This is a genomic window from Bifidobacterium sp. LH_230 (assembly GCF_056357555.1).
The window spans coordinates 16,509-30,781 of record NZ_JBKEWJ010000030.1 but is presented as its reverse complement, the minus strand read 5'-3'; the positions used below and the strand labels follow the sequence as shown (position 1 = coordinate 30,781).

Genomic DNA, 14,273 nt, shown 5'->3' with positions numbered 1-14,273 from the left:
GACCGAAAAACGAATGCCGGCTCATCGAGGGCAGGATCACCACCAACTGGAAACAGGCCCTCGCCCAACTCGTCGCCGCATACCCGGAACGCATGGAACCCTACCTCTAAAAACAACAACAAAAAACACCCATACACAAACAATTTGACAAGCTCCTTGAACCGGTATCCCGTGTGCCGGTCCCGGGCGCGAGTCCGACCCATGTCGCCATCGTGACCGACGACCAGGGCCACAGGCATGCGATCACCGCCGATTACGTCAGCGGCACGGTCAACGTGTTCCCGGTGGACGACGCCGGTGCGCTCGGACCGTCCGCGCAGGTCCTGCACGGCGAGGGCCGCGGCCCGTTGCCCGCTCAGGAAGGCCCGCACGCGCACTGGATTCTGCCGCTGCCCGACGGCCGCGTGCTCACCACCGATCTGGGTGCGGACTGCATCTATGTGCATCGCTGGCAAGACGGCGACCTCGTGCGGCTCGGCGCGGTAACGCTCGCACCTGGAACCGGCCCGCGCGACATGCACATCATGCCGAGCCGTGACGGACTGCTGCGCGTCGCCGTCGTGGACGAATGGGGCGATACGGTCACGCTGCTGGGCTGCGATGCGAACGATGGCGATCTGCGCGTGCTGCAAACCGTCGACCTCGGCGGCGACGATCTCGATCAGGCCGCATCGCTGGCGTATATGCCGGCCGCCTCGCTTGCCGGGGCGTCATCCGGCGATGCTGGAATGCATGCTGGCACTGGGGTCGACAGCCGGTTCGCAATCGGGCAATCATATCCGGGATTCGTATACGTCGGTCTGCGCGGCTCCGAACGCATCGTCACCTTGCGCTGGGACGGCGAACGGTTGCAACGTCTTGCATCGACCGATACGCCCGGCTGGACCGGCCGCGGCATCCCCAGCGGCGGCAGCCGTCCGCGTCATCTGCGCGCGATCGGACGATATCTGATCGCGGCCAACGAAATCACCGACAACCTGACCGTATTCCGCGTCGCCGCCAACGGCGAGCCGGTCATGCTCGGCAACGTGCGAATCGGATCGCCGACGACGATCCTGCCGCTGTAACGGCGCGTGTCGCCGATTCAACCGGGCCAAGGAAAGGTATGTCGTGACTCAATCATCAACCGAACCGTCAGAGGCATCGTCCGCGCAACAACCGTCCGAAATCCAAACCAAATTCCACGGCAAAGCGCAAGCCTACGACCGTGCGCGGCCGGGATACCCGGACTCCGCCATGCAGTACATCGCCTCGCTGCTGCCGGCCGGCGCGCGGATCGCGGACATCGGCGCGGGCACCGGCAAGTTCACGGTGCCGTTGGCCCGGCTCGGATACGAGATCGCGGCGGTCGAACCGGACGCCGACATGCGCGGCGTGCTGGCCGACGCCGTCCGGCCGTATCCGAACGTGACCGTGGTCGACGGCACGGCCGAGCGAACCGGACTGCCAGACCACAGCGTGGACGCGATCACCTGCGCACAGGCGCTGCACTGGTTCGACCACGACGCATTCCTCGCCGAATGCGTGCGCATCAGCCGGGGCGATACGTTCCTGCTGATCTCGATCTACAACAGCACGTCGTTCGATTCGGCGATGATGCGCGGCATGGATCCCGGTGTGCTGGGAGCGTCTTCCGGTGCCGACGGTGCTGGCACGGCTGCCGACGCGATCGCGGCCGTCTCGGCTGGCGATGCCGCCGACGTCGGCGTCAGCGCGCGGCACTTTACCGAAACAGCCGCCGAATTCTTCGCGCATCCGACCATCCGCCGGTTCCCCAACCCGATCCGGTACACGCGCGAATCGTGGCGCACGTACATGGACTCGCACTCGCACAGCCCGCTGCCGACCGATCCGACATATCCCGCGCACCGCGCATGGGTCGACGCGATCTTCGACGCGCGCGCCGTCGACGGCATCCTCACCGACGACAACGTCACCATGATCGCCAGCGAGCTGTTGCCGGCAACGGAACGGCGTGGCGAGGATGCCGTGGCAATCCGCGCATATGATGCGATGCCGTCGGCCGCGCGGGACATTCGCGAACGGGTATTCGTGCGCGAACGTGAGTGGCGGCCCGAGTTCGATGGCTGGGATGAGCCGGGACAGTCCACGCACCTGCTCGCGTTCGACGACGGCCAAGCGGTCGGAACATGTCGGTTCTACAAGGACACCGACCATGCGGACGGGCAGTCGGGACGATATGTGATCGCGCGGCTTGCGGTGCTGCCCGATGCGCGCGGGCGGCACATCGGTTCGGCGCTGCTGTCCGAAGCCGAACATCGCATCGCGCTCGCGGGCGGCACGCTCGCTGCGGTGCATGCGGAGAATGACTATTACGCGTTCTACGAGCGGCGTGGCTACCGGCTCACCGGCGAGGTCTACGAAGATGGTCGGCACGGCTGGCTCGTCAAGCGGCTGAAGAATGGGGGTGGCAGACGCGGATATCGGCGCGGCGATATGTGTGTGAAGGTGAGGTGAATCGTGTCACACACTGAGTGAGGTTCCTTGTGCTTGGCCTATAATGATAACGCAAACATAACTGCAATCATTGGGATTTGACGAGGAGTGTCAATATGGCCGAACTCACCAACGCGCAACGTCGCACCGAACAACTGCCGTACCATTACGACGACCCGTCCATCATGGATGGCCAGCTCGAATATCAGGAAAAACTGTGGGAGTTCAACCGGACGCACCCCACCGACGCGGACGGCAAGCAGCGGCTGCTCAAGGAGATGTTCGCCGAGATCGGCGACGGGTGCCATGTCGAGATGCCCGCGCATGCGAACTGGGGCTTCCATCACGTGCACATGGGCAAGGGCGTGTACTGCAACGTGAACTTCACCTGCGTGGACGACGCCGACATCACGATCGGCGACTACTGCATGTTCGGTCCGAACGTGGTCATCGCCACGGCCGGGCATCCGGTGCTGCCGGTGCTGCGCGAGCATCATTACGTGTACTGCATCCCGGTCACGGTCGGACGCAACGTGTGGGTCGGTGCAAACGTGACGATCCTGCCGGGCGTGACCATCGGCGACAACTGCGTGATCGGCGCCGGCTCGGTCGTCAGCCACGACATTCCGGCGAATACGGTCGCGTACGGCGTGCCGTGCAAGGCCGTACGCGAGATCGGGGAGAAGGACCGCGAGTTCTACTACAAAACCCGCCGCCTCGACGTGTGGGAATGAGCGTCGAGGAGGCGGGTCTCCATGCGGCCGGTGTGCACTGTGCCGGACTGACGCTGATGCGTGTTGTATTCTTGGCTCCCTCGGCTGAGGGAGCTGTCGGCAAAGCCGACTGAGGGAGCGTCAGACCCGGCACATCAAGCCCGGCACAACTACTGCAGGCAGGCTTCGATGTTGTTGCCGTCCGGGTCGTGGATGAACGCGGCGTAGTAGGTCGGGCTGTAGTTCGGGCGCGGGCCGGGCTGACCGTTGTCGACGCCGCCCGCCGCCAGACCGGCCGCGTGGAACGCCTTCACCGCATCCTCGCTGGCCGCGTGGAACGCCAGATGCGTCGGCACGACCGGGTTGCCATCCTTCGGCGACTCCAGCCACACGCTGTCGCCGTCCTCGTCGTTCGCGAAGCACACCGCACCCGGGAACTCGTGCTTCTTCACGTAGCCCAGCGGCTTGAGCAGCTGCTCGTAGAAGCCTGCGCGCTCGTTCGCGTCCTTGACAAACAATCCGACATGATCGATCATGACAACCTCCTTGGTGTGTGTGATGCGAACCGTTGGTATTCCGTGCGGTTCCGTCACGTTCCCAGTGTAGTCGGCGTCAGGCGCCGGGGTATTCGGCCGGCCGAGCACAACCGTTATGATCGGTATATGGGCGAATGTGTGTTCTGCGATATCGTGCGTGGCGAGGCGCCGTGCCGGCTGGTCGCGCAGTCCGATCTGGCGATGTGTTTCGTATCGACTGACGATCAGGTCGATTACCATCTGCTCGTCGTGCCGAAGCGACACGCGGTCAACATCCTCGACTGCGATGCGGAATCCCTGCGTGCGGTGGCCGACCTGACGCAGCGCGTCGCCCGGCATCTGGTCGCGGACTGCGGATTCGACGGCGTCGATCTGCTCAATACCTCGTTCGAGGACGATCAATCGGTGTTTCACTTCCACGTGCATCTGCTGGCCCGATCGCATGGCGACGGTTTGGACACTTGGCCGAAACTGCCCGGTCGCGCGATCTCGCTGGACGCCGCGTGGCGTCGAATGCGATAAGGCGACGTCTTTCTTCAAACCATGAGGCAGATTGCGGGACGTGCAGGGGTCTTTCTGCAATCTCTGAGGCAGCGTATGCCGGAGAGAAGGCCGATATACACCCCCGAACGTGGTCATCGGTGCGGGTGCGAATCGATATGATGCCTCAAGGTTTGCGAGAAGATCTCTACAGCGGCGATAATCTGCCTCAAGGTTTGCTGAAAGCTGATATTCGGGTCCGAACGGGCTGTTCAACGCCAACCGTTCGGCTTGCTTGGGCCGACCCTCGTCAGGCTGTCTTGGTCGGGTCCTTCTGCAGGGTGAGGAACACGAGCGCGACGACAAGCAGAATCGCGATCGAGAGCACGCCGAGCGACGCGTTACCGGTCAGCGACGTGGTGGTCGCCACGAGGAATGTGCCGAGAATCGAGGCCGTCTTGCCGAAGATGTCGTACAGGCCGTAGTACTCATTGGCGTGCTCCTTGGGGATGATCTTGCCGTAGTATGAGCGCGACAGTGCCTGGATGCCGCCTTGGAACATGCCCACGAGGATCGCGAGGATCCAGAACTGCGCGGCCGAGCGCAGGAAGAACGCGGCGAAGAACACGATGCACATGTACGCGACGACCGCGGCCATGATCATCGGCTTGCAACCGAAACGTCCCGCCAGCCGTCCGTACAGGATTGCGCACGGGAACGCGACGAACTGCGTCACCAGCAACGCCACGACGAGCTGCGTCGAGTCGATGCCGAGCTGCGTGCCGTACGACGTGCTCATCGAGATCACCGTGTTCACCGCGTCGATGTAGAAGAAGAACGCGATCATGAACATCCACAGCGGCTTGTTTCGCACGAGCTTGCGCAACGTGCCGTGCAGTTCGGTGAACGTGCCGTGGATCGCCTCGCGCGTATGCTCGCGGGTCGCGCGGTAATGCACCTGCTTGTAGCTCGTCAGCAGCGGGATCGTGAACGCCACCCACCACACGGCCGTGATCACGAAGCTCGCCCGCGTGCACGCGACCGTCGACCAGTCGAACAGCGACGGGCCGCCGAAGATCAGCGCGATGCACGCGATGAACGGCACCGTCGAGCCGACATACCCCCAGCCGTAGCCGTGCGACGACACCTTGTCCATGCGATCGTTGTCGGTCGTGTCGATGAGCATTGAATCGTAGAACGTGAGCGAACCGTTCAGACCGATCGTCGCGAGCACGTACACAATCAGGAACGGCAGCCAGGTCAGCGGCAGCGCCATCGCGCAGCACATGACCACGCCCGTGCCGAAGAAGCCGAGGAAGAACTTGATCTTCATGCCCTGCACGTCGGCGATCGAGCCGAGCAACGGCATGAGCAGCGCGATGACGAGCGATGCGATCGTTTGCGCGTAGCCCCACGCGGAGACGATGTTGCCGTCCGCGGGCATGAGCGATTTCGCGTAGATCGGGACGACGGCGGTGCTCAGCAGCACGAACGCCGAATTGCCGACGTCGTAGACGATCCACTGCTTCTCGCGTTTCGTGAGCTTCGCGGATGTGCTCGGCGTGGCTGCGCTCGGCGCGACGGACGTGCCGGTGGTGCTTTCAGACATAACGACTCCTGTTCATAACCATCTTTAATGGTACGGGACGCACCTCGTACGGGGAATGATGGAGATGAACGCACGGTGAATTGTCGTTTGCCGGCGGCTGGCTGGGGGTGGCCGAGGGAATCGTATGAGAGGCGTTCCGCCGTTCTGCGAGGCTTGGTGCGATGGGGCCGGTAACTTATCCTTGCACGACGGATTCTCTGGACAGGGGGAGCGATGGAAGGCGATGTGGCCCAGCAAACGTATGCTGCCGATCTGCAGTGCTGGCGGCCTGCCTGCGCGCAAGCCGCCCGCCGAGTCGGAAACGTAATGCAACTGTTATGCTCGTGGCTGCTCGTTCGCGTCGATCAGCGCGATCGCAGCCTCGTAATCCGGGCAGTCGGGCACGCCGTTGACCGCGCGCTGGATCGCGAGCGATGCGGCCGCGTTCGCGATGCGCACTGCGTCGGTCAATGACCAGCCGCGCGCCAGCATCGCGCACAACGTGCCGGTGTGCGGGGCTCCGGCCGAGCGCGTGTGCGTCGCCTTGGTCGGGTATCCGTCCACATGCACGACATCGCCGCCCGGCGTGCGCACCCACGCGCCGCGCGATCCGGCGCGCACCACCAGCGGCGCGCGCAGCGTCTCGCCGAGCGCCTTGCACAATTCGGCCATCGACCGGTCGAATCCGCCGCCCACGGTCAGCGACGCCTCATCGTCGCGGAAGATGCCGAGCCGGTCCGCCAGCGTGTTGGCCTCCTGCCGGTTGCACGACCAGATCGGCCGCGCCAGCACGAGGTCCTCGAGCAGATGGTCGTTGACCAGCGAGAGTGTGTTCGTCGGGTTGAGCACGATCGTGAACTCGCGGCCGGCCGGATCGCTGCCGGCGCGGTGCATGAACTCGTCCACGCCCGCCGCGGTGTGGTCCATCAGCGTGTTGCCGCTGATGTGCACCACGTCGCCGGGGCGCGGTTCCACGCAATCGAACGTCGTGTCGTCGCCCTGCGCCTCCGCGCCGTAGGTGGCGATGTAGGTTTTGCGGCGGTCCTCGTCGGCGAGCACGAGGCGGAAGCCGGAATCGGTGTCGATCCGATCCTGGCCGATGTGGTCGATGTGCTGTTCGGCGATCGTCTCGCGCACGATCGTGGCCCACGGGCCGGTGCCGATGATGCCCGCGTGCTCGGCCTTCGCTCCCATGCGCGCGGCCGCCTGCAGCACGCGGTAGCTGCCGCCGACCGCGGCGTTGGTGCGGTCCGAGACGGCGAACCCGCCGGCCTTCGGGAAGTCGTTCACGTTCATCATGATGTCGACCCAGATGTGGCCGAGCGAGATGACGGCATGCTGCGGCTCGCCGTCCTGCGTTTCCTTGAGTTGGGCGAAACGTTCGCCGATTCGGCTGAGCATGGCATCCTCCTTGACTGCTGCGGCTGCCGTCTCGCCGGGACTTGCGAGCCGTAGCCATTAATTAGTCACGTTGTACAGCAAGTTTATGAATGTTTCCTGAATGCGGCAATAGGTACTGGGTATGATTGTGCGAAATTTCGAGGGGCTGCGTGTGGCTGATCGCGGGCGTACTCGTGCTTGTTTTGCGTTGTCCGGTGCTGTGCGCTATAGTAGTGAAGTTGTGTGTTCCGCCGTGCGGTAAAATGCGTGGCGCGAACGCAAGACTTGCAAGTCAAAGAACATTATAGGGAGTCCATTATGGCAGCTCGTTGCGCAGTGTGCGGCAAGGGACCGCAGACCGGTTACACCGTTTCGCACTCACATATCCGCAATAAGCGCACCTTCCGCCCGAACCTGCAGCCGGTTCGCACCACGATCGACGGCGAGAACGTCCGCGTTCGCGTGTGCGTCAAGTGCCTCAAGGCTGGCAAGGTTCAGCGTGTGGCCGCGTGAATCGCGAGATAGCAAGCTTAAACCCCGGTAGTCGCAAGACCGCCGGGGTTTTTCATATCGCGGGCGGCCCGGGACATCGGCTGAGGTCGGCTGTCCGCTTGCCTTCCAGACAAGTTTCTGCACGGTCTTTCGCCGGTGTCCTTCCGTTAATGGCGACCTTGTCACACAGGTCATGGTTTGCGTGACATGTGTGACAAGTGAAGGGTGGATCGTCGCCCGCGCGTCACGCTGGTGGGTCCTCTTGCGTGATGTTTGGGATAGCTTGGCCTGTTTGCTAGCAGAAATGTCACGCCAGTAGGCCGGTCGCGAGATATTTGGGCGACCGAGCGCCGGCTCCTATCCCAAATGTCACGCAAGCGAGCCCGTTAGCGTGATGTATGTGATAGCAGCGGGGTGCTCCTATCCGAGACGTCACGCTGGTGGGTCTTTTTGCGTGATGTTTGGGATAGCTTGGCCTGTTTGCTAGCAGAAATGTCACGCGAGCAGACCAGTTTGCGTGACATTTTGGTGACTAAGTACCTAATTACTGTCTCCAATGTCACGCTAACGACCCTGTTTTGCGTGATGTTCTTGATAGGAGATGGAGCATCCTATCCAAAACATCACGCAGAATCCCGGTTTCGCCGCGGTCACCGTTTTCCTTGCACTGCTCTGCCTATACTGCTTTTTATACTGTTCTCCTAATACCGTTCCCCAACTAAGTCCTATCCCCAATGTCACGCTAACACCCCTGTTTGCGTGATGTTTTGGATAGTAATGGAACCCTACCATCCAAAACATCACGCAAGGAGAGAGGTGGGTTGTTCGTTTCAGCCGGTCGTCGGTTCACGCCATTTTGCTGCCGATCAGAGCAACAGAGAAGTTCCGAAGGACCTGCATCCGGCTCCTCCCATGTGTCCGGACACGACGCAAAATGTGGATAACCCAGTCCAAATCATCCAAAATCCGCCGCGACACGCCGTTCGCCGACCGTTCGACCACATACCCCGAAATTCGCTCGCCGCAACGGCAATTTCCGCTACCGTCGAGTCATGAGAACACATCAACGTATCGAACAACGACTGCGCGAGGCACAACAGTCTCGCCAGTGCGCCACTGCATCCTGTCATGCCGATCAAATGGCCTTTCTCCGTCGCAAGCGCTCGGGCAGAATCGTCAGTCCACGCCGAGGCATGTTTGTCGACTTCTCGTACTGGCAATCGCTGAATCCAGCTGAGCGTGTCTTGCACATCGTCCGCACGCTTTCGACCAGCCGCCCGTCACTGGTATTCGCGGGGCCGACTGCGGCCGCGATCCACGGTTTCGAGCACCAATGGTCCGTCCACGACTCTGGCCTGTACGCTGCCGATACCACACACGGATTGCTCGGAACCGATCGCCGCGAATCGCATGACGCGCTGCATCGCGTGTATATGCCGGATGTCCCCGAAACCACCGTGAACGGATTGCCGGTCACCTGCGCCGCACGCACGGTGGTGGACTGCGGTCTGATTCTGCCGTTCGTCAACGCGCTGCCCGTAGTGAATTCCGCGCTGGCACAGTCCGCCGTCACTGTGGACGAGATACGCTCGTGCTGCGTGAGGCTACGGCATGATTGCGCACCGATCGACCGGTTGCTGCGGTATGCCAATCCGCTGTGCGAGAACGGCGGCGAATCGATGATGTACGCGACGATCGTGGAGGAGGGATTCGCCGAACCGGTCGTGCAGCATGTGTTCGTCAACCCTCACGACACCGCCGAATGGTATCGCGTCGATTTCGCATGGTTCCTGCCGGGAGGACGCGTCGTGGTGGCGGAGTACGACGGCATGGCCAAGTACGTTGATCCGGCCATGACCAACGGCAAAAGCGTGGCTGCCGTAGTGAATGAGCAGAATCGACGGGAGCGCAGTCTACTGGGTTGGGCTGTGAACCTGATCGTTCGGATGACGTTCGATGAGGTCGTCTGCCGGCAGCCGCTGATCGACAAGCTTCGTGCGGCCGGAATTCCTCGGTGCGCGGGTGCGCGGAACCGTCGCTGACCGATGCCGTTTGCGGGACTGTTTCGCATTGGTGCTGTTGGCAACGCGAACTGCGTGACATTTTGGATAGTATCGGTCGGTTACTGGCCAGAATGTCACGCTAACAGACTGATTTGCGTGATGTTTGAGATAGTAGCGGGTCGGTACTGACGGAAATATCACGGCAGCAGACCGGTTTGCGTGATGTTTTTGCTAGTAGGAACTGGATGATGGCAAGAATGTCACGCGGGATGCCTGATTTGCGTGATGTTTGGGATAGTAACGGGAGGGTACTGGCGGAAATATCACGGCGGATGACTGTTGGGATCGGTTGGAAGCAGCGGGACGGATCTGTTTCGCTCCTTTAGTTGCAGCTGCGTAGAGATTCTCGGATTCAGTTGCGTGATGTTTGAGCGAGTAGTTGGCTGATGATGTGCTTATCGCCACGCAATAAGGGCGAGATGAGGGCAATGATTGATAGTCGAAAGACCGATGTGCGTGACTGGTGTGCGATTGGCTGCGGCTGGGAGTGCATATTGCGATCTGAATCACTGTATGACGATGGGCTTGTGGCTGATATCCGACGGCCTAGGGATGTAGTGGTGGGTTTTTAAAAGCGTTACGGAGCCATGTTGGTCTCACTCCAGCGGTCGCGGCGCTTGACCGACATCCGCCTACACTGGGGAGCATGAGCAAGCATCATCACCGCGACCGCAGTTGGGCGCCCGCGCCGCCCGCGCTGCCGGCCGACGCGCAGGTCATCGACAATCACACGCACGTCGCCTCCGTCGTGCCGTTCGCCCGCGCCATGAGCCACGAGGCGGTCGAAAAAGGCCAGCCCGAAGTCCCCGTATACGGCGTCGACGAACTGCTCGCGCAGGCTGCGGCCGTCGGCGTGACCGGCATCATCGACTGCGGCTGCGAGCTGCCGAACCTGCAGGTCGCCATCGACATGGCCCGCGAACACCCGGGACAGGTGTACGCGGCCATCGCCATCCATCCCAACGAAGCCGTCCGTCACGGCCATCGCGCCGCGCCCGGCCCGGACGGACTCGCCGTGAAATACCAGCCGTACCACGACGTGAGCTTCGACGACGCGATGGCTGAAGTCGCGCGGCTCGCCAAAGCCTATCCCAAGCAGGTCGTCGCGATCGGCGAGACCGGCATGGACCTGTTCCGCACCGGAGAAAGCGTCGCGCACCTGCAGCGTGAGGCGTTCCGCGCGCACATCGCGCTCGCCAAGGAGCTGAACCTGCCGATGCAGATCCACGACCGCGACTCGCATAAGGAGGTCATCGAAACACTGCTCGCGGACGGTGCTCCCGAACGCACCGTGTTCCACAGCTACTCGGGCGATGCCGCGATGGCCGAGATCGCGCGCGAACACGGCTGGTACCTGAGCATGTCGGGAACGTGCAGCTACAAGGGCAATGACGGCATCCGCGAATCGGCCAGGATCGTCGGACTGGATCACGTGATGGTCGAGACCGACGCGCCGTATCTGACGCCGATGCCGTACCGCGGCCGGACGAACGCGCCGTACATGATCCCGTACACGCTGGCCGCGCTCGCGGACGTGTTCGACATGCCGATCGCCGACGTGGCGCGAGGGACGCGGCGCACGACGCGGACGGTGTACGGCATCTGACGTGATGCTGTCATTTCGAGCGGAGCGTAGCGAAGTCGAGAAATCTTGCGGAAGGATTGCCGGGGGCAAGATTTCTCCGCTCACTGGCGTTCGGTCGAAATGATAATTGGTGGGTGTTTCGTTCGGTCGAAATGGCAGCTGGCTGTGATGTGCAGCGGCTCGGGAAACGCCCTGTTTCCGGGCGTATCGAGCTGTGTCGGACTGCGCCGATTCGTGAAAAGTTGGCAAAAATCCTGAACGCGCCTAAACTGGCGGCTAAGCAGCGAAGAAGCCCGTCGGAGCCCAAGGAGCCCGACGGGCTTTTGCTATGCGAGGTGGTGCAAGACGGGGGAAGGTCCTCCGCCATTGTGGAGGAACAAGGTATGGCGCAACAACCCGACGAAACCCTGCTGAAAGCCGACACGTTCACGAACGCGCCCAAGGTTTCCAAGCGCACGCTGACCCAAGAAGAAAAAGAAGAACTCAGCAAGCAACGCGCGGCCGAGCAGAAGGAAGCGGAGAAACTCTACGAAACCGCATCCAAGGGGCCGATCGGCCGCTGGTGGGCCAGACTCCAGTCCGGCCCGAACAAGATCACCCTGTCGATGGCCATCGTCGCGCTCGGCGTCGTCTACGGCGACATCGGCACCTCGCCGCTGTACACCGCGCAGACGTTCCTGTCCGGTCAAGGAGGCCTCGCCAACGCCGACCGCGAAGCCGTGCTCGGCATGCTCTCGCTCGTCTTCTGGTCGATCACGCTGATCACCACCGTCAAATACGTGCTCATCGCGATGCGTATCGACAACAACGGCGAAGGCGGCATCTTCGCCCTGTACTCGCTCATCCGCAAGCACGGCGCATGGCTCGCCATCCCCGCGATGGTCGGCGGCGCGGCGTTCCTCGCCGACTCGGTGCTCACGCCCGCCGTCTCGATCAGCTCCGCCGTCGAAGGCCTGACCACGCTCAAACCGCTCGAAGGCGTGTTCGACGCGAACCCCGACCTCACGCTCATGATCACCACGGTCATCATCGTGGTCCTGTTCGCCGTGCAGTCGCGCGGCACCGAGTCGATCGGCCGCGTGTTTGGCTCGATCGTGCTCGTCTGGTTCTCGTTCCTCGCGGTCGTCGGCGCGGTGAACCTGTCCGCCGACTGGACCGTCTTCGCCGCCCTCAACCCGGTCTACGGCATCCGATTCCTGTTCAGCCCGCACAACGCGGCCGGCATCGCGCTCATGGGCACCGTGTTCCTCGCCACCACCGGCGCGGAGGCGCTCTACTCCGACATGGGCCACGTGGGCCGCGGCAACATCTACTTCACGTGGCCGTTCATCAAGGTCGCGCTCGTGCTGTGCTACTTCGGTCAGGGCGCGTGGATGCTCAAGAACCAGCACAATGCTGATCTGGCGAATGTGAAAAGCCTTAACCCGTTCTTCCAGATGATGACGCCGAGCGTGCGCTACGTGGCGGTCATCCTGTCGGTCACGGCCGGCGTGATCGCATCCCAGGCCTTGATCACCGGCGCGTTCACGATGGTCTCGGAAGCGACCCGACTCAACTGGATGCCGCATCTTCAGGTCCGCTACCCGGCCCGCACGCGCGGCCAGCTGTACATTCCGGTCGTCAACGGCGTGCTGCTGGTGGCAACGTTGTCGGTCCTCGCGCTGTTCCGCGATTCGGAACATATCTCCGCAGCGTACGGTCTCGCGCTCACCGTCACGATGATCACGACCACGATCCTGCTCGCCGTCTACATCTGGTATAGCGGCCGGCACGTCGGCGCGATCGTGTTCCTGCTCGTCTTCCTCGCGATTCAGACCATGTTCTTCATCGCGTCGATGGCGAAGTTCCTGCACGGCGGCTGGTTCACCATGCTGCTCACGCTCGCGATCCTGTTCGTCATGTACACGTGGGACAAAGGCACGAAAATCGAACGTTCGCAGCGCCGGCACATGCGCCCGGCCGACTTCCTGCCGGTGCTCGGCCGGCTGCACGGCGACTTCCGCATCCCGTACTTCGCCGACAACATCGTCTACCTGAGCGCCGATCCGGAGATGAAGCGGCTCGACACCGACGTGTTCTTCTCGATCTTCGCCGAGCATCCCAAGCGGGCGCGCGCATGGTGGGTCGTGTCGGTGCAGACCACCGACGAACCGTTCACGCGCGAGTATTCGGTCGAGAACTTCGGCACCGAATACCTGTTCCGCGTGCGCATTCGGCTGGGATTCAAGGTGTCGCAGTCGATCCCGCCGTACCTGCATCAGATCATGCACGATCTGAGCCGCACCGGCGAACTGCCCGAACAGAAGTCGATCTACCCGAAGGTTGACGCCGATCCCGGCATCGGCACGATCCGCTACGTGCTCATCCACAAGGATCTCATGCCTGAATCGAAGGTCACGGCGTTGGGCGCGGTCGCGCTGCGCACCAAGTACGCGATCCGCCACGTGGCCGGCTCGCCGTTCAAATGGTTCGGTTTGGCGCCGTTCAACCCGATCGTCGAAGTGCAGCCGCTGTTCATCTCGACCCGCCGTCCGCCGCGCTTGAAGCGCGTCACGCTGCGCAAGCCCGCGAACGAGGGGCGCATGAGCGAGAACGGCGCCGGGCTGTCCGCGGACGCGGCCGATGCCGGATTCGGCGTGGTCAGCCAGCCCGCACCGTCCGGCAAGTCGTGGGAGCGCGCGACGAACGCGGCGGCGCAGGATGCGGCCGCGCACCGGCCGTTGCGTACGGTCGCCGACGGCGAGACGACGGTGGTGATGCAGCGGATCACCGGTCCGATCCCGGAACTGAAGACCGCGGCCGACGGGACTGCTGCCGGTGGTGGTGGAATCGACGATCGTACCGATCGGCAGTCTCCTGATCACCAAAACTGACACGCGGCCGATCATGTGATCCACGACACTTCCAGCTTGTCGCAACCCCGCCGGAACCCTGTCGTAATCTTGCAAATAGACCGCTATAAGCAACTCCTATAGCGAC

Annotated in this window: 11 protein-coding genes and 1 pseudogene; 9 read left to right on the top strand and 3 right to left on the bottom strand. The window is 62.6% G+C overall.

The genetic code is table 11. The annotated features are described in order from the left end of the window. Nucleotides 1-131: 131 nt before the first annotated feature. The 4 genes and pseudogenes from AC1A0G_RS11400 (at nucleotide 132) to AC1A0G_RS11385 (ending at nucleotide 3,191) form a co-directional block, all read left to right on the top strand. Nucleotides 132-1,067, top strand: coding sequence for a lactonase family protein (locus AC1A0G_RS11400; RefSeq protein WP_476529833.1), 936 nt, complete (start codon nucleotides 132-134; stop codon nucleotides 1,065-1,067). A 43-nt stretch (nucleotides 1,068-1,110) separates the two neighbouring features. After that, a pseudogene (locus tag AC1A0G_RS11395) lies at nucleotides 1,111-1,569 on the top strand (class I SAM-dependent methyltransferase); the annotation flags it as partial. A gap of 369 nt (nucleotides 1,570-1,938) precedes the next feature. After that, complete coding sequence (locus tag AC1A0G_RS11390; protein WP_476529831.1) at nucleotides 1,939-2,478, top strand: GNAT family N-acetyltransferase; 540 nt, start codon at nucleotides 1,939-1,941, stop codon at nucleotides 2,476-2,478. 95 nt (nucleotides 2,479-2,573) lie between these two features. Next, a complete protein-coding gene (locus AC1A0G_RS11385) occupies nucleotides 2,574-3,191 on the top strand; it encodes a sugar O-acetyltransferase (RefSeq protein WP_476529825.1) in 618 nt (205 codons plus the stop codon). A 149-nt stretch (nucleotides 3,192-3,340) separates the two neighbouring features. Here AC1A0G_RS11385 and AC1A0G_RS11380 read toward each other — a convergent pair whose 3' ends face one another. After that, a complete protein-coding gene (locus tag AC1A0G_RS11380) occupies nucleotides 3,341-3,706 on the bottom strand; it encodes a VOC family protein (protein ID WP_476529823.1) in 366 nt (121 codons plus the stop codon). 126 nt (nucleotides 3,707-3,832) lie between these two features. Between AC1A0G_RS11380 and AC1A0G_RS11375 the strand changes: the two genes are divergently transcribed. After that, entirely contained in the window at nucleotides 3,833-4,228 is a 396-nt protein-coding gene (locus AC1A0G_RS11375) for an HIT family protein (protein ID WP_476529821.1), read from the top strand. A gap of 268 nt (nucleotides 4,229-4,496) precedes the next feature. Here AC1A0G_RS11375 and AC1A0G_RS11370 read toward each other — a convergent pair whose 3' ends face one another. Next, nucleotides 4,497-5,795, bottom strand: coding sequence for an MFS transporter (locus AC1A0G_RS11370; protein WP_476529819.1), 1,299 nt, complete (start codon nucleotides 5,793-5,795; stop codon nucleotides 4,497-4,499). 315 nt (nucleotides 5,796-6,110) lie between these two features. Continuing rightward, nucleotides 6,111-7,175 carry a PfkB family carbohydrate kinase gene (locus tag AC1A0G_RS11365; protein ID WP_476529817.1) on the bottom strand — a complete coding sequence of 355 codons (1,065 nt, stop codon included), beginning with the start codon at nucleotides 7,173-7,175 and terminating at the stop codon, nucleotides 6,111-6,113. 297 nt (nucleotides 7,176-7,472) lie between these two features. On the opposite strand from AC1A0G_RS11365, the gene rpmB reads away from it, so the two are divergent. The 4 genes from rpmB to AC1A0G_RS11345 all read left to right on the top strand — a co-directional run bounded on the left by rpmB (nucleotide 7,473) and on the right by AC1A0G_RS11345 (nucleotide 14,167). After that, on the top strand, nucleotides 7,473-7,667 hold the full coding sequence (gene rpmB, locus AC1A0G_RS11360; RefSeq protein WP_152357804.1) for a 50S ribosomal protein L28: 195 nt from the start codon (nucleotides 7,473-7,475) through the stop codon (nucleotides 7,665-7,667). A 1,172-nt stretch (nucleotides 7,668-8,839) separates the two neighbouring features. Continuing rightward, nucleotides 8,840-9,688, top strand: coding sequence for a CTP synthase (locus tag AC1A0G_RS11355; protein WP_476529815.1), 849 nt, complete (start codon nucleotides 8,840-8,842; stop codon nucleotides 9,686-9,688). A gap of 667 nt (nucleotides 9,689-10,355) precedes the next feature. Further along, nucleotides 10,356-11,315 carry a TatD family hydrolase gene (locus AC1A0G_RS11350; RefSeq protein ID WP_476529813.1) on the top strand — a complete coding sequence of 320 codons (960 nt, stop codon included), beginning with the start codon at nucleotides 10,356-10,358 and terminating at the stop codon, nucleotides 11,313-11,315. A gap of 362 nt (nucleotides 11,316-11,677) precedes the next feature. After that, nucleotides 11,678-14,167: a KUP/HAK/KT family potassium transporter gene (locus AC1A0G_RS11345; RefSeq protein ID WP_476529811.1), complete on the top strand. Its 2,490-nt coding sequence runs from the start codon at nucleotides 11,678-11,680 to the stop codon at nucleotides 14,165-14,167. Nucleotides 14,168-14,273 lie beyond the last annotated feature (106 nt).